We start from the raw sequence: 18136 nt of genomic DNA, 5'->3' as shown, positions 1-18136 counted from the left end.
CGAGATACGGAGCAATCTCTTGCTACACAGAGCGGCCCCGTAAGTTGGGGATTGCTTCGTACTTCGCAATGACGCGCGGGTGTTTTTTAAGCCCTTTCTCCCGATAGATATCGGGACTAATATTAAAATAACCTGCTATGCAAACTCCTTAGCACCTCTACCTTCTCTTCTGTTTTTACCAGTACCGACATGTTATGATCGCTGCCACCGTATGATATCATCCTTACAGGAACATGCTTAATAGCTTCCAGTACGCGGGATGCGTAGCCATGTTTCTCGGCGGCAAAATCGCCAACCACACATATAATAGTATGGTTCACATCAATATCAACCGAGCCATAAGCACCAAGTTCTGCAGTGATCTCGCCCAGGTAAGTAGTATCATCAATTGTTAAGGATACCGCCACCTCAGATGTGGTGATCATATCTATAGATGTACGATAACGCTCAAACACCTCAAATACGCGGCGTAAAAAGCCATGCGCCAGCAGCATGCGGCTGCTTTGGATCTTTATAGCGGTGATGCCATCCTTAGCGGCTATCGATTTTATTTTATCCTTTTCGCTGGTGTTGGTTATCAAGGTACCGGCGGCTTGCGGGTCCATAGTGTTTAACAACCGTACCGGGATCTTATACTTTTGCGCAGGGAACACACTTTGCGGGTGCAGGATTTTGGCACCAAAGTAAGCCAGCTCGGCAGCTTCATCAAATGATAGCTGTGAAATGGGTTTGGTGTTGTTCACAATACGCGGGTCGTTGTTGTGCATCCCGTCTATATCGGTCCAGATCTGTACTTCCTCGCTGCGGATGCCCGCACCAATTAATGATGCCGTATAATCGCTGCCGCCACGGCGCAGGTTATCTATCTCGCCAAAGGCATTGCGACAAATAAAACCCTGTGTGATGAACAGGTTTACATCCGGGTGCTTCTCCAGCAATGGTGTAAGCTCTTCAGTAATATGGTCTACAATAGGCTCGTTATCTTCATCGGTCTTCATAAAATCCAATGCGGGCAACAAAACCGATGGCACACCAATCTCTTTCAGATATATATGGTATAGCGTGGTAGACAGCAATTCGCCCTGCGCTAAAATAACTTTATCTTCTATGGGCGTGAAAAGGTCGTTAGCAAAGCAGCTTAGCAACCTAAAGTGATAATCAATAACCTCTTTACCTTGTTCAAATGTTTCCGGCTTCTTTAAAAGCTCCTTTATAACACTTTCGTACTTATCCTTTAGTGTAGCAATTAATTTAGCTGCCTTTTCCTTATCATTGGCAAGGTAGGCCTGGCCTATTTCTACTAAATTATTGGTAGTGCCAGACATGGCCGACAGCACCACAATTTGCCTTTCCTGCGGGTTTACAATGTCCAGCAGTTTTTTCATACGGGCGGCACTCCCAACAGATGTTCCGCCAAATTTTAAAACTTTCATTATTTGTTTCCGTTTACCATAAAACATTAATATTCTTGTATGAATATTGAGGCGCTAAAAATAGGATTTTAAACCACTTATATCTAAAATGAGCAAAATAAAATTTGGAACAGATGGCTGGAGAGCGATCATTGCAGACGACTTTACAGTTGAGAACGTAAAACGAGTGGCATATGCTACAGCATTATGGCTAAAACAAAACTTTGAGAACCCAAGTGCGCTTGTAGGTTGCGACCCGCGTTTTGCGGGGCCGATGTTTGCCGATGTAACCACCACGGTGCTTGCATCACAAGGCATTAAGGTTTTCCGTGCCGAAAATACTTTCATTTCTACGCCGATGATATCCTTGGGTACTGTACGTTTAAAAACATCAGCAGGTATCATCATTACGGCCAGCCACAACCCGCCGGCTTATAACGGATATAAGATTAAAGCATTTTACGGTGGCCCGGCTACGCCAGATGATATCGAAAAGGTAGAATCGCAGATCCCGGATACCATCAGCCTCGAGCTAAAATCTGTTACCGATTACGTTACCGAGGGTTTGGTAGAATACGTAGACCTGGAGGATATGTATGTAGAGCATGCCGAAGCTAACTTTGATATCCCCGCCATCCGCGATAGTGGTTTGCAATGGGCTTATGATGCCATGTACGGTGCAGGCCAAAACGTTATGCGCCGCCTGTTCCCGGATATTACTTTTTTGCATGCAGATTATAATCCAAGTTTTGATGGCCAGGCACCAGAGCCTATACAGCGTAACCTGCAGGAGTTTGAGCAATTGATCAAACTATCTGAAGGCGAAATTGCTTCTGGTTTGGTTACCGATGGTGATGCCGACCGGATAGGTTTATATGATGGCGATGGAACTTTTGTGGATTCGCACCACATTCTTTTACTGCTGATACATTATATGTATAAAGTAAAAGGTGAAACCGGCGAGGTATATTCTACCTTCTCGTGTACCAGCAAAATTCAAAAGCTTTGTGATGCTTACGGCTTAAATAACACGGTTACTAAAATTGGCTTCAAATATATTTGCGACCTGATCGTGAACAGCGGCAAACCATTTATGGTGGGTGGTGAAGAATCCGGTGGCATCGCTGTGAACGGCCACATCCCCGAGCGCGACGGTGTTTGGATAGGGTTGATGATATGGGAGTTTATGGCAAAAAGCGGCCGCAGCTTAAAGGACCTTGTACAGGAAATTTATGATGTAGTAGGGAAATTTGCTGTAGAACGTTACGACCTGCACGTTACCGAAGAGAAGAAACAACAGATCATTAGCAATTGCAAAAGTGGTTTCAGCGCGTTTGGCGACCTAAAAGTTACTAGCACCGAAGACCTGGATGGTTTCAAATTCTTCTTCGAAGACGAAACCTGGGTGATGATCCGCCCGTCGGGTACAGAGCCTGTGCTTCGCGTTTACGCTGAGGCCCCAACCACTGCGGAATCTTTCAAGATCCTTGATACGGTTAAGGCTGACTTGTTAAAATAAACGGGGATTAACCCGATTTAATAGATCAATGAATTTATAAAAGGCTTGCTTCGGCAGGCCTTTTTTGTGGCCTCTCCCGGCCCTCTCCTTCGGAGAGGGAGTAGAAAAATCTATCTCACGCGTCATTACAATGACGTTTCTATTGAAACGGAAAATAATTCCTAATTTCCCGGTGATATATTACCCAATCCGAGCACTTATAATTAAACGTAGTTATCATGGTAAAAACGGTTAAAAGGGAACAATTGCTGATGGAGCTTTACAAAAGCGCCTTCCCCGCGGTTGCTAAATATGTGGCACGGCTGGGTGGATCGCTTGATGATGCCAAAGATGTTTTCCAGGATGCGCTGGTTATTTATTATGAGAAAGCAGTAACCGGCAACATGGTTGCTACAGATAGTAAAGCTTATTTGCTTGGTATCGCCAAACACCTTTGGTTTAAAAAATTCAGGGATAATAATAGTACCCAACCCTTACAGCACGACCTACTGAACATTGCTGATGAAGCTGATGAACACATCTCAACAAATAAAGTGATGCACTACCTGGAAACCGCGGGCAAACGCTGTATGGATTTACTTAGCGCCTTTTATTACCGTAAGTTGCCCATGAAAGATATTGCCGGGCAGTTTGGATACGCCGGCGAACGGTCTGTAACCGTGCAGAAATACAAATGCCTCGAAAAAGTACGCGACACCGTTAAACAACAATCATTAAGCTATGCGGACTTCATTGAATAACCTAAAACTGGTAGACAACCATTTGCTTGGCCTTGCTACCCCGCAGGATAATTTACTATTACAAGCAAAAGTAATATTGGACCCCGCTTTAACCGACGATATCTATTGGCACAAACAAACGCTAAGCCTTGTGCATCAATACAGCCGCAAGCAGTTACTCGCCGAAATAGAAAATGTACACAACCAACTTTTTACACGGCCGGAGCATTTGAGTTTCCGGCAAAGCATATTGCGCTTTTTTAAACGCTAACCCTTAAATTTCTTAGAAAGATGAACAACAACGAGTTTCGCAAATACGCGGTGAGGCATCGCCATGTCCAAAGTTTACACGTGGATAGGTTTATTGCACAAGTAAATAATAGCTGCATTACAAGTCAAACACCCGCCATTATGGAAGAGCGCCAAATGAACATCACCCAAATGGACGTGTTCTCGCGGCTGATGATGGATAGAATAATTTTCCTGGGCTCGGCGGTTGACGATCATGTGGCCAATATCATCCAGGCGCAGTTGCTGTTTTTGCAGTCAACTGATGCAAAGCACGATATCCAGATCTATATCAATTCGCCGGGCGGCTCGGTGTATGCCGGTTTGGGTATTTACGATACTATACAATTCATCTCGCCGGATGTGGCAACAATTTGCACCGGAATGGCGGCGTCTATGGCGCAGGTATTGCTTTGCGCAGGCGCTAAAGGCAAACGCGCTGCCCTGCCCCACTCGCGTATTATGATGCACCAGCCGTCGGGCGGTGCGCAGGGTATGGCATCAGACATTGAAATTGCGGCCCTGCAAATTGCCAAGATGAAACAGGAACTCGCTCAGATCACCTCCAAACACACCGGGCAAGATTACGAAACCGTTTACCGCCTATCTGACCGCGACCACTGGATGATAGCCGCCGAAGCGCAGGAATTTGGAATGATAGATGAGATTTTGACTGCGAGGGAGAATGGTTAATACTTTGGTCGAAAAAAGTTTGTCATGCTGAGCGACAGTGAAGCATCTATTCGCCGACATGAATAGTTTACGAATAGGTCTTTCACTACGTTCAGGATGACAACATAGGCACATATCCCCATGCCAATTTCCCTGAATATCTTAACAATTGCCCTTACTTTATCTTACTGATATAATCGCTTACTTTGGGTTTAACATCAAGCGTTCATCCCATGAAGAAATTACTGACGTCAGCGTTCCTGATTAGCTGCATCATCTTTAAAGTATCGGCACAAAACATCGAGGTGTCTAACACCAAGGCCAATTATACCGCCCTGCAGCAAAAGTTTGTGGACCTTAAGTTCGGGATGTTTATTCACTTTAACATCCCTACCTATATGGATGCCGACTGGCCTGATCCGGAAACACCCGCATCTGCCTTTAACCCTAAAAAACTCAATGCCGACCAGTGGGCGAAAGCCGCCAAAAGCGCAAACATGACTTACGGCTGCTTAACCACTAAACATCATAGCGGTTTCTGTATCTGGGACACCAAAACCACCGACTACAACGTGATGAATAGTCCGCTGAAACGCGATGTAGTTAAAGAATATGTAGACGCGTTCCGCAAGAATGACCTTAAAGTAATGCTTTATTACAGCATCCTGGATACGCACCACAAACTTCGCCCGCATAACATCACGCAAAAACATTTCGAGATGGTGAAGGCCCAGCTAACTGAGCTGCTTACCAAATACGGCAAGATAGAAGCTATCATTATTGATGGATGGGATGCGCCATGGTCGCGAATAAGTTATGATGATATCAATTTTGAGGACATTTACCACCTGGTAAAATCTATCCAGCCGGATTGTGTGCTGATGGACCTTAACGGTGCTAAATATCCTGCCGAAGGCCTTTTTTACAGCGACATTAAAACCTACGAAATGGGTGCCGGTCAGCGCATTTCAAAAGAGAATAACATTATGCCATCGCTGGCCTGTTTGCCTTTGCAGCAAAGCTGGTTCTGGAAAACCAGTTTTCCCACTACCCCTGTTAAGGATGCCGCCAAAATGGTTACCGAGTTAACAACCCTTAACCAAGCCGATTGTAATTTCATCCTTAACGTTGCGCCAAACCGCGATGGTTTATTTGATGAGAATGCTTTGGTGGCACTTAAAGAGATTGGTAAACTTTGGAAAAACGATGGCCCTGCACCAAAACTTGCAGCTACCGGCGCACCGATCATTTCAAGCAACATCGCCAAAAACATACCGTCAAACGCCAGTTGGAGCGACGACTCGGAAATAATGGACTTTGCCAACGATGATGACTTTACCACCTCGTGGGTATCCAGCAAAACTGTTGAAAAACCATGGTACGAAGTTGACTTTGGCCACGATACAGCGTTTAACACTATAGCGCTAACAGAGGCAAAACCAAACATTACCGCTTACCATTTAGAGTACCTGCAAAACGGCGTGTGGAAACCGATATTGGAAGGCAATACCGGCTCCCGCGTAAAGATCCACCGCTTTAACCGCGTTTGGGGAACCAAGATTCGTGTTACTGTCGATAAAGCTCAAAGCCAGGTTTCAATAGCCGAGTTTGGGGTTTATAATGAGAGAAGGTAAATAAGTTAAGACGCGTCCTATTATCTGTTTTTTTACTTTCGCGGGTTTAACAACAAAAGCCTACTCAATTCTTGCGCACGAGGCCATCATTGATGCATCGTGGAAACCCGTGCTGATACCCTTGCTTAAAGAAAAATATCCCGGCATAACCAACACACAGATCCTGACGGCCCATTCTTATGAGCTTGAGCGCTCACAACTTCTTTCATTAAGCGTAGACGTTTGAACTTTCGAGTATTAAAGCCAGTCGAAAAACTTGTATTGTTGCAATTCACCTTCTACAACTACAGTAGCGGCATAACCCGCATATAATTTAAAGCTTACAAGTTGCCAGTTTCTGTCAGCGCCATTTAGTAATGCACCCATCAGGTGTATTCCGTCGAGTGCCGGGGTGATGGGCAAATGATCGCCGAGGCCTTGGGCCGTTGCTTTTAGGATCGCCTCCTTACGTGTCCAAAGGGTGAAAAACCTTTCGGGCGAATTATGAATATATTCGGCTTCTTGTTTACTAAAATTATCTTCTAAAATATCATGGAACGGAAAAGCCTTGTCAATAAACTCCAGATCGGCACCAACTTGCGCTATTGCAACGGCAAGCACTATCCAATCGCCCGAGTGAGAAAGATTATAATGGACGATCTGTCCGCTTTCCCCAACCAAATGTGGCTTCTTGTTATCGCCTAAAACAAAGAGCAAATCGGCTGGCAATTGGTTTAGGTATCTTCCTAAAATGATCCGTTGTGCACCACGGCTTACAATAAACCTATAATTATCTTTTTGCTGCCTGTATTTGCCGGCGCGCAATGTTTCATCAGCGGTAAGCAAAGCTTCAAATTGCTCTAAACGTTTTATGTTTTGGCTGATGTTGACGCGCCAGATGTATACCTCGCCATCATTAATAAAAAGCGAACCCTCCGCGGCGTTTTGCCACGATACATCATTTAAATACCGGTTTGTGATAGTGCCCAAAACTCTTATTTAGTAGTTGATCTTATCCAGGCAAGCCTGCAAGATCCGGGCAAATTCCTTATCGTTAGGCTCTTTAAATATGGTGTTATGTTCGCCTGGTACATTATGGATGTTAACGCCTTTTAGCGCATAAGGTTTCCAACCCATGTAAACATAATCGTCAAGGTAAAACGAGCGCGTTTCCGCACGGAACAGCTCTATAGCGATATCATAAGGCATTATTTTATAGTGCTTTTGCGCCTCATTATTCATCTCATCTATCTTGTTCGAATAGCCAAAAAAGCCGGTTTGCTTTTGCTGGGTGCCAAATTTAAGCTTCCATAAAAGCCTTACCGCGCCGCGTTCAATGGCCTTGGCGCGGGTGGTTATGGTTTTCAAAAAGCCATCCTTAAACAACAGGGCATGCCATATTTTACGGCCAAAATACATACCACGTTTAATATTTTTCACCAGCCAGGGGTCGTAATGCGGGGTACGATAAGCATAGGTGTCAAACATGCCCAACATCCGTACCTCTTTGTTTAGCGCCTCAAACTGGCGCGCCATTTCGTAAGCGATAATTCCACCAAACGAGTAACCCGCCAAAGCATAAGGCCCGGTAGGGTTTTGCGCCATGATGGACGATACATAATGCGCTGCAATGTCTTCCATTTTGCTTAGCGGCTCGTCCACCCCGTTTAACCCTTTAGCCTGCAAGCCAAAAACCGGCTGGCCGGCATCCATGTGTTTGGCAAGTGTATTGAACAATAATACATTTAAACCTGCACCATGCACAATATAAATAGGGATCTTATTCCCCTTTGGTTTGATTGGAACCAAAGAATCCCAAATGATGGATTTACCATCCATCTCCAGCATCAGCGAAAGTTTCTCTACCGTGGAATTCTCGAACAGAATAGCCAGCGGCAGGCGTTTACCCGTCTCCTTCTCTATCCTTGTCATTACCCGCACGGCTATCAGCGAGTGGCCGCCAAGCTCAAAAAAGTTATCATGGATGCCTACCTGCTCAATGCCTAAAAGGTCCGTCCAGATATCGGCCACCAGTTGCTCAACATCAGTGCGCGGGGCAACGTAAGTTACGGTTTCTGCTGTCGCGATGTCCCGGGCAGCCAGCGCCTTTTTATCAACCTTGCCGTTAGGGGTCATCGGCATGGCGTCTATCACTACAAAATTATCGGGTACCATATAATCGGGTACCGAATTGCGCAGATTGCCGCGCCATTGCCGGGTCATTTCGCCCTGATCATCAATCAGTGTCACATCATCTTTCAGGATGATATAGGCCACTAATTTACCCACGCCGTTGTTATCAGCACGGGCTATAACCACAGCTTGCTTTATGTTATCTTCTTTAGCCAGGTTAAATTCTATCTCGCCCGTTTCAATCCTGTAACCGCGAATTTTCACTTGCGCATCAATTCGCGAAAGGTACATCAGGTTACCATTTGGGGTAAAAGTCCCCAGGTCGCCAGTGCGGTACATTTTCGCCTCTGGTTCGTCCGAAAAGGGATTTGAAACGAACTTCTCAGCCGTCAATTCGGGTTGATTTAGGTAGCCATGCGCTATCCCCTCTCCAGCAATAAAAATTTCGCCGGCGGCGCCTGCTATCAACGGGTTTTGGTATTTATCTAAAATGTAGATCTGCGTATTATCGATAGGTTTACCAATACTGACAAACCCGTCATCCGCGGTAATTTCTTTTAGTGTCGACCAAACGGTAGTTTCCGTTGGGCCGTAAACATTCCACAATGACGTTGCTTTGCCCAGTATGCGTTGGGCAAGGTCCATCGGTAAAGCTTCGCCACCACAAATTACTTTTACCTTTTCTTTATCCCAACCTGCTTCCAGCATAATACGCCAGGTATATGGCGTAGCCTGCATCACAGTAATTTTTTCTTTTTTGATGATGTCTAACAAGGCAACACCATCTTTGGCGGTGGCAGCATTGGCCAGTACAATTTGCGCGCCTGTTATAAGCGGTAGCCAAAGCTCCAGCCCGGCAATATCAAAGCTGATGGTGGTTACAGCCAGCAGTTTATCGGCTGCGGTAAGGCCCGGCTGCTTTTGCATGCTGTATAAAAAGTTAACCACGTTGTGATGCTTTATCTGCACCCCTTTCGGTTGCCCGGTTGAGCCGGATGTATAGAGGATGTAGATGAGGTCTTCGCCTTTTACCTCTACAGCCGGGTCGGTTGTTGGGTAGTTACTTAAGCCCGCCCAGATGTCATCGAGGATGATTTCTTTCGTGTTAGAGATGTATTGCCCTTTGTAGGTTGCCGACGTAAGCAATACTACCGGGGCAGAATCCTCCAGCATATAATTGATGCGGTTGATTGGGAATATCGGATCGAGCGGGATGTAGGTTGCACCGGCCTTGATGATAGCCAGTAAGGCGACCACCAACTCCGCCGACCTATCTAACGATATGGCAACTTTATCGTTCGGCTTAACGCCATTTTCTATCAGCACAGCCGCAAGTTGATTAGCTTGCCGGTTAAGCTGCGTATAAGTAAGTTCCTTATTATTAAATTTCAGGGCGATGCTGTCCGGGTATTGCGACGCTGTTTCGCTAATGATCTGGTGTAGTGGTTTCTCCTTCGGATAATCAATTTTGGTATCGTTCCATTTGTTTAGCTGCTCCTGAATCTCGGCAGCATTCATCATTTCCAGGTTACCTATTGGGGTATCCGGTGTTTTTACGATCTCGCGCAGCAAATGCTCCAGTTCATCCATAAACCGGGTAATGGTAGCCGGCTCGAATAACCGCGAATTGTACGACCACTCGAACGTTAGCGTGCCTTTATGATCCGTAATATTTAGGAAGATCTCGAAGGTTTCGTACTCCCGTGGGTTGTTGATGTAACGGTGCTTCAGGTTATGGAAAGCGATACCGTCATCCATCCCGATATCGATATTGAACACTACCGGCACCAGCGGCAAACGTGTGGCATCCCTGGGGATATTTAACTTTTTAAGCAAGCTGCCAAAGGTGTACTGCTGATGGTCGTAAGCATCCAGTATCAGCCCGGTGCGCGTTTTAAGATACTTTACAAAAGATTGTTCGCCTTTTGGGAAACTCCGTAACGGCAGCAGATTTACACAATGCCCAACCAGGCCATAGTTACCTGTGGCCGACTGCCCCGCTGCAGGTAGCCCGATAATGATCTCTTCCTGCCCGGTTATCCGGTGCAAAAACACCTCGAACGATGCAAGTATAGTAGTTACAAAGCTACTGCCTGCTTTGCGTGCAAGCAATTTAAGGTCGTTTACTAATTCGGCGTCGAGGCTGTAGTCGGCGCGGTTGCTTTTATAGGTACGTGGCGATGGTCTTTGGTCGTCTGTAGGCACATCCAGCAAATGGTTGCTGCCTTTAAACTGATCCACCCAATACTGCTCTGTTTCTTTATATTCCGCACCGTGCGATGCTACAATTTCCGTTATCGCGTATTCGCTAAATTGTGGAGCGGGCGGTAATGCAGGTTGTTGATTTTGGGCAAAGGCCGAGTAAATTTTGCTCAAATCCTGCATGATGATACCCACCGACCAGCCATCGCAAACAATATGATGTATCAGCATGATCACCATGTGCTCGTCGTAATTTAGCTTTAAGATAGCCACTTTAAACAGCGGGCCGTTCACCAGATCGAGCGGGGTTATGGCCAGCTGGCGATTGTAATTTTTGATAAAAAGCTTATTTTGCTCATCATCCCTCCCCAACAGATCGTGATAGTCAACGCTTATTTCGGGGTTGTTGTAAACAATAATATTGGTGCCATCGGCACTAAAAACAGTGCGTAAAGCCTCATGCCTATCAGACAAAGCCTGCAAGGCTTTTGTCATGGCATCCTTATCGAAATTGCCTGTTAACAAGATAGATGCGGAGTCGTTATAGGCACAATTTGCATCATTCCCCCCTATTAAGCACGATGTCCAGATCTCAATCTGCGGCTCGGTGGCAGGGGCAACCAATAGTATCTCGGGCCCTGCGAATGGGTCAAACTCGTCAGCGGTAATCTCAGGAATATAGGTAAGAGTTTGGTCCAAATTACTTGCCGTTTATATCTAACTGTAAATATTTGCCCGGGTTATTTTCGTCCTGTACAAACCATGCAGGGTTGCCATCTTTATCGCGGCCAAGCTTAGCTCCTGGTACAGGAGGGGCACTGGCATTGGTAATAGATGGCGTGGGCGGGATAGCTAAAGGTGCAACCGCCGTGCCAATGTGCGCTTTAAAAAATCCCGCCTCTATCATATCGGCTATGCTTGCATCAAATGCGGCGATCATCATGTCGATATCATCGTTGGTATGCGCATCCGTCATAAAGCAAGGGAAACCATCTAAAATATGGATCCCTCTCCACCTCATAAGGGTGAATAACAATTCGCTGTAAGGGATATCTTGCAGGAATTTTAAGCGCCATAATGAACTATAGCCAACCACGGTTAGCGGCAAATTCTTTTTGGTACAAGTAGCCTCGATACCGGCTTTTAAACGGGTAGCCAAACCTGCCAGTTTTTCCTGCAAGGCAGGTCCACGGTCTTTCATATATTGCAGGGATGCTTTTGTAGCAGCCAATGCAAGCGGGTGGCGCACAAACGTACCAGCAAAGTAAGTTACCCCTACTTCGGGTACGGATTCATCGCCGTATTCCCAAAAACCACCATCAAGCGCATCCATATATTCGGCTTTACCGCAGATGGCGCCTACCGGCATACCACCGCCTATAACTTTTCCGTAAGTACCCAGATCGGCCTTGATGCCAAAAATAGCCTGCGCACCACCCAGGTGGAAACGGAAGCCGCTAATCACCTCATCAAATACCAAACACACTTTTGCATCTTCGGTAATCGTTCTTAGTTTTTTAAGAAAATCGATAGGCTGATACTCTGGTCGGCGGCTTTGCACCGGCTCTACCAGTACGGCAGCGATCTCATCTCCACGCTCTTTAATAATGCGCAGGGCTTCATCGGTACCGTAATCTAATATCAGCATGTTCTGCACATTCTCGGGCAAGATTCCCGATGCGGCAGGCACCGTTTTTAATTTTTTTGTACCGCGGACAATCACCTCATCCATAATGCCATGGTACGAGCCGCTGAACGCTACGATGATCGAACGACCTGTTACCGTGCGCGCTACACGCATAGCGCCCAGTACGGCCTCAGAGCCTGTGTTACATAATGCGGCGCGGTCATGATTGGTAAACTCGCACAACATTTTACAAACCTCGCCGGCAAGTTCATGCTGTGGGCCAATCTCGTATCCAAGTTCTATCTGTGCTAAAATCGCTTCTTTTAAAATATCGGGCTGATAACCCAGCATGTTAGAACCAAACCCATTTAGGGCATCTATATATTCGTTGCCGTCAACATCCCATAGGCGACTGCCTTTTGATCTGTTGATCACTATTGGGTAAACCACTTCTTTGGTCAGCGGCCTAAAACCGCTCACCACGCGCGGATCGGCCATGTAGGCACGGTGCTGCTGGGTTTGCGCTTTACTCTTTTTGGTTTTGTCGTTATATTTTTCGGTCAGGTCGGCAAGGAAAGCCATTTGCTTATCATCAAGCTCTTGCACCTTACGTTCTATACGCGCGGTAGCGCCAAATGGTTTTTTAATTTCCACCATTTCCTCCGGCGAAATATCCGGTTCTTGTGCCAATGCTGGTGGCGTAACCGTGTCGCCTTTAAACTGGCTTGGCGGTACGCTGTTTGCGAATGGCTGCGGTGCCGTGCTACCTTGCAGGTGCGCTATCTGGCTTGCCAATAATTGCAATTGCTGGTTGATCATGCTCAGCGCAACATCGCTGCTGCCGCCGGGTGTGAATGGCATATTTGGCATTTGTACCGGGCGCGGGGCAGCGGCCTGGTTATAAACAGGCTGCGTGGCAGGAACAGGTTCAAAGGCACCGGCTGGTAGGTTCTTATCCAGAAAATCTGATAACAGGTTGATGGAATTGTATTCCTCAAACAGCTTCCTAAAAGTGACCGGCACGTTAAAAGTTTTTTTGATATTGGTAGCTATCTGCGTGAGCAATAACGAGTCGAAACCAATTTCGGGGAAGCTCAAGTCTGCGGCATCTTTTTCTATCTCGATACCCGAAGCATCTTCAAAGATCCCGTACAGTTTCTCGGCCAGCAAATTTTTTCTCATCACGTTATTCTGTATAATATTTGGGGCTGTGGTTATTTGTGGTTCGTCCGGCACAATTTCTTCCGGTTGGTAATTTACGGCTCCTGTTTGGTTATATACCGCAGGCTCTACCCAATATTTTTTATGGTCGAAAGCATACGCGGGCAGGCTTAACCTGTTACGTTCGCCGCTGTAAATTGCTTTCCAGTTTGGCTCTAAACCATTAAGCCAAAGCTGCCCAAGTGCCTTTATGAGCGATTGATATTCGAGTTGATCATTCGCCAAGTGGATACCTGCAATTGAAGCCACCGGATTATCTATAGTTTGATGGGTGGTAAGCGTAGCTAATGTACGGCCCGGCCCAACTTCTAAATACAACCGACCGCTTTCTTCTGTAAGCGTATCAACAGCATCGGCAAAGCGTACGGTTTTACGCAGGTGCAATGCCCAGTAGGCCGCGTCGGTTGCCTCGGCAGCGCTAAGCCATTTACCGGTAGCGGTAGATACGATTGGTTTAACAGGCGCGTTCAGTTGAGCGGTTTTTACGATCTGCTCAAACGGCGCCACAATATCATCCATCATGGCCGAGTGGAATGCGTGGCTTGTTTGCAACAACCTGCCGGGGATGCCTTTCTCTTCCAGTACTTTTGCAAAGGCGGCAATGGCATCCTTCTCCCCTGCTACAACAGAAAGCTTGTTGCTGTTAACAACGGCAATGGAAAGATCAGTAGGTAGTATTTTTTCTAATTCAGCAGCATTGGTACGTACCGATAGCATATCGCCCCCCGCAACTCCGCTTACCAAACGCGCGCGTTCGGTGATCAATTTCAAGGCATCGGCAAGGCTAAATACGCCTGCAAAATGCGCGGCAACAAACTCGCCAATGCTGTGCCCAACAAATACCGATGGTTCTACACCCCAATTCATCAGCAGCTTAGCCATGGCGTAGGAGGTAATGAAAATAGCAGGTTGGGTATAATAGGTATTCGTTAATTTCTCTGTCGCTTCCGCGGATGCCTCGGTATAGATAATATCCAACAGGTTTTCGTGGCCTGTACCGTTCAGTAAGGCGATGCACTCATCTACCGCTGTTTTAAAAACAAGTTCCTGCGTGTAAAGTTCGCGGCCCATGTTCAGGTACTGCGCTCCCTGGCCGGGGAACATGAATACCACCTCGCTTGCCTTTTCTTTTAACGTTTTGGAATTGGATAGGTCGCGTTTAAATTTCGTTAGTTTTTCCAGCAGGTCAGCCCTGTCGGTAGCTAAAATAAAGTTGCGTTCCTTGAAATCGGCACGGGTGGTTTGCAGGGTGTAGGCAATATCGGCTACACTGATATCCGGGTTTGCTTGCAGGTAATAATACAGCCTATCCGCCCATTTTGATGCGCTTGTCGCCGTTTTTGCCGACCAGCTTATTAAGCTTACCGGTTTGATTGCGCCTGTTGGTTTTCCGGCTTTTAGGTATTCTTCTAAAACGGTGTGCACGTTGGTACCACCCACACCAAACGAGCTTACTCCTGCCCTGCGTTTACCTTCGCTTTGCCAATCGGTAAGTTGGGTGTTCACAAAAAACGGACTGTCCTCGAAGTCAATATTCGGGTTGGCTTTTTTAAAGTGCAGCGTAGCAGGGATCTGTTTATGGTATAGTGCCAGCGTAGTTTTTATAAAACCCGCCACACCCGCCGCGGCCACCAAATGGCCCATATTGCTTTTTATCGAGCCGAGGGCGCAATATTGTTTTTTATCCTGTTTGCCAAAGGCCAGGTTAAGGCCTTCAATTTCTATCGGGTCGCCTAATGCAGTGGCGGTGCCATGGCCTTCGATGTACGATATGGTTGCCGGGTCAACACCTGCATCGGCGATTGCCATCGCTATGGCACCCGCCTGCCCTGCGGCACTTGGGGCGGTAAAGCTACCCTTGCCGCCGCCGTCGTTGTTTAGGCCTACGCCTTTTAATACGGCATAAATGGTATCACCATCGCGCTCGGCTTCATCCAGGCCTTTTAAAACCACTACCCCTGCGCCATCGCTAAACACGGTACCATCGGCATCCGCATCAAAAGATCGGCAATGCCCGTCGGCACTTAGCATAGTGCCCTGCTGGTACAAATGCCCGCTTTTTACAGGCGAGTTGATGGACGCACCACCCGCAAGTGCCACGCTGCATTGCCCGTTACGGATGCTATCTGCAGCCTGTGCAATTGCCAGCAACGATGTAGAACATGCCGAATGCACACTTACTGCCGGGCCTGTTAAGTTTAGCTCGTAAGCGGTGCGGGTAGCTATATAATCCTTTTCGTTAACGGTAGCCACCATAAAGCGGCCAACGTTCTCAATTTTATCGGTATTTGATATTACGTTATTGGTGTAATAGGTATTGTTGCCCACACCCGCAAAAACCCCAACCGGACCATCGTACTTACCGGGCAGGTGGCCGCTGGTTTCTAAAGCCTCCCAAGCCAGTTCAAGAAACGCACGGTGCTGCGGGTCCATCAGTTCGGCAACCTTTGGGCTTATGCCGAAAAAGGCAGCATCAAAGCCTTCGCAATTTTCTACTATTCCGCGGGCTTTTACATAGTTTGGCGCTGTTTTTATTTCATAAGGCACACTCGGGTCTATCTCCTCATCAGTAAAAAATGACGTGGTTTCGCGGCCTTCGCTAAGCACCTGCCAAAGTTCGGCAATGGTATTGGCCCCCGGGAAACGGGCGGCCATGCCAATAATAGCAATATCATTGTTCTGACTGTCCTTTTTAGGTTTAGCAGCAATTTTAGTTAGGTTTTTATTTCCCTCCAGGTAGGCAGCTATGCCATTTACGGTTGGGTATTGGTATAGTTTAGTAATTGGCAGCCTGTAGTTATGCAGCTTTTTTAAGCCGGCAACCGTTTTAAGCGCCAGTATGGAGTTGCCACCCAGTTCAAAAAAGTTATCGTAAGCGCCTACTTTGTCCATCTGCAAAAGTTCGGCCCATAACACGGCGATGTGCTTTTCAGCGATGGTAACAGGGGATCTGTACAATACCGACAGTTCGGGCCTTTGCGTATCTGGCGTTGGCAGGGCGTTACGGTCAACTTTGCCGCTGGTTGTTTTAGCAAAGCAATCCACCCAAACAAATGCCGACGGCATCATATAGTCTGGTAGTTTTTTTTCGATGACATCGCGCAGGTAGGCAATATCTTTTTTTATGCCCGATGAGACCAGGTAGGCCGCCAAACGTTTCTGCCCCGGCACATCCTCACGGGCCACCACAACAGATTGCTGGACGCCTTCCAGTTGGTTCAGCAAAACTTCTATTTCGCCAACTTCCACCCTGTTACCACGAATTTTCACTTGTGTATCGCGGCGGCCAAGGTATTCTATATTGCCATCGGGCAGGTAGCGGCCAAGGTCGCCACTGCGGTAGATGCGGGTGGGGTTTCCACTGGCGTCTGTCCAGTTGACGAATTTCTCGTCGGTAAGGTCGGGGCGGTTCAGGTAGCCGTAAGCTAAGTTGATACCGCTGATGCAAAGTTCGCCTTGTTCACCATGGGCGACCTGTTTCATGTCCTCATCCAGCATATGGATGGTTACATTATCCATTGCTTTGCCAATAGTTGGCAACAGCGGCCAGTTTTGGGCGGGGCCTTCCATTTTAAGGGCTGTGCTGCATACGCTGGCTTCGGTTGGGCCATACATATTGTAAAACACACAACCCGGCAACGCCTCAAAAAATCGTAAAACCTGCGGCGTTATCTTCAATTGCTCGCCCGCACTGATCACTTCCTGTAAGGATTGCGGGAAATACTGCTCGGCATCGGCAGCTTCGGTAAAATATTGCAGGGCAACAAAGGGCACATTGATACGGTTTACCTTTTGCGCGTCTACGTAGTTTAAAAGCTTTAAAGGGTCTATTCGGGTGTCGTCGTCAACCAAAACCAAGGTGCCGCCAATACAAAGTGTGCAGAATATCTCCATTACCGATGCATCAAATATCAGCGGAGAAAACTGAAGCGTTTTATGCCCTACACTTAAATAAGGCGAGATACGGTTATGCCAGTTAATAAGGTTTACGACCCCCTCGTGCCCAACGCAAACCCCTTTTGGTTTACCTGTGGAGCCGGATGTATAGATGATATAGGCAACCTTTGTTTTAGCCCAATCATCTGTATTTGCTGATGGATTAATTGTTTTATCTGACGTAATTACATTTTTAACAATAGCTGCAAAAACAGCCTCATCTTTAGTAACAGTAAGTATGGTGTCCATGCCGCAATCGATCACAATATCCTGCAGGCGTTCGGTTGGGAAAGTTGGGTCTAAGGGCAAATAAGCCTTACCTGTTTTAAGGATGGCAAAAAGGCTTACAATGGTATCTATTGACCTGGTAGAACTTACACCAATAACGAGCGAGGTAGGAGAAGTAGCAACAATAACTTTAGCAAGCTCATTTGCTTTAGCGTCCAGTTCGGCATAAGTAATTTTATCAGCACCAAATTGCACCGCTATAACCTGCGGGTTCTGCTGCACCTGTTCCTCAAACAAATGATGAATAAACACATCAGTCGCGGAAATATCATTATAATTATTATCAGTAAGAATATCCATTAAGCTAAATAAGTAGGTCAATCTGTACCGATAACCTGGTTCTGCTTTTTATGCCGGGTTTAACCGGGTTTAAGTTATAAATTTTATCCTTTAGGACGTAATCGTTGGCGAAGAAATCCACTGAACGCTAATACACACATTATCGTTCCTTTTAAGTTTGCCCAGTCCAACGTTATTTTATTGCCTTTTACGGCGATGGTATGTTT

Annotated in this window: 9 protein-coding genes; 5 read left to right on the top strand and 4 right to left on the bottom strand. The window is 46.6% G+C overall.

All coding sequences use genetic code 11. From position 1 onward, the window contains the following. Positions 1-122 precede the first annotated feature (122 nt). Positions 123-1433 carry an aspartate kinase gene (locus ABIB39_RS18665; protein ID WP_354431700.1) on the bottom strand — a complete coding sequence of 437 codons (1311 nt, stop codon included), beginning with the start codon at positions 1431-1433 and terminating at the stop codon, positions 123-125. A gap of 88 nt (positions 1434-1521) precedes the next feature. On the opposite strand from ABIB39_RS18665, the gene ABIB39_RS18660 reads away from it, so the two are divergent. The 5 genes from ABIB39_RS18660 (at position 1522) to ABIB39_RS18640 (ending at position 6244) form a co-directional block, all read left to right on the top strand. Then, positions 1522-2931: a phosphohexomutase domain-containing protein gene (locus ABIB39_RS18660; protein ID WP_354431699.1), complete on the top strand. Its 1410-nt coding sequence runs from the start codon at positions 1522-1524 to the stop codon at positions 2929-2931. 218 nt (positions 2932-3149) lie between these two features. After that, entirely contained in the window at positions 3150-3671 is a 522-nt protein-coding gene (locus ABIB39_RS18655; protein ID WP_354431698.1) for an RNA polymerase sigma factor, read from the top strand. After that, positions 3652-3921 (top strand): hypothetical protein, encoded by a 270-nt coding sequence (locus ABIB39_RS18650; RefSeq protein ID WP_354431697.1) that lies wholly within the window; start codon positions 3652-3654, stop codon positions 3919-3921. The genes ABIB39_RS18655 and ABIB39_RS18650 overlap by 20 nt, the downstream gene beginning before the upstream one ends. Before the next feature lie 20 nt (positions 3922-3941). Next, positions 3942-4631, top strand: a complete 690-nt coding sequence (locus ABIB39_RS18645; RefSeq protein WP_354431696.1) for a ClpP family protease — start codon at positions 3942-3944, stop codon at positions 4629-4631. A gap of 212 nt (positions 4632-4843) precedes the next feature. Then, on the top strand, positions 4844-6244 hold the full coding sequence (locus tag ABIB39_RS18640) for an alpha-L-fucosidase (protein WP_354431695.1): 1401 nt from the start codon (positions 4844-4846) through the stop codon (positions 6242-6244). 237 nt (positions 6245-6481) lie between these two features. Here the strand turns inward: ABIB39_RS18640 and ABIB39_RS18635 are convergent, their stop codons facing one another. From ABIB39_RS18635 to ABIB39_RS18625, 3 genes are read right to left on the bottom strand one after another with little or no spacing between them, the layout of a single operon-like run. Beyond that, positions 6482-7213 carry a 4'-phosphopantetheinyl transferase family protein gene (locus ABIB39_RS18635; protein WP_354431694.1) on the bottom strand — a complete coding sequence of 244 codons (732 nt, stop codon included), beginning with the start codon at positions 7211-7213 and terminating at the stop codon, positions 6482-6484. Between the two features lie 9 nt (positions 7214-7222). Next, entirely contained in the window at positions 7223-11257 is a 4035-nt protein-coding gene (locus tag ABIB39_RS18630; protein WP_354431693.1) for a non-ribosomal peptide synthetase, read from the bottom strand. 1 nt (position 11258) lies between these two features. Then, positions 11259-17930: an amino acid adenylation domain-containing protein gene (locus ABIB39_RS18625; protein WP_354431692.1), complete on the bottom strand. Its 6672-nt coding sequence runs from the start codon at positions 17928-17930 to the stop codon at positions 11259-11261. Between the last annotated feature and the right edge of the window lie 206 nt (positions 17931-18136).

The sequence above is a fragment of the Mucilaginibacter sp. UYP27 genome, from assembly GCF_040547175.1.
Lineage (GTDB): Bacteria > Bacteroidota > Bacteroidia > Sphingobacteriales > Sphingobacteriaceae > Mucilaginibacter.
This window is presented reverse-complemented; position numbering and strand designations above follow the sequence as displayed.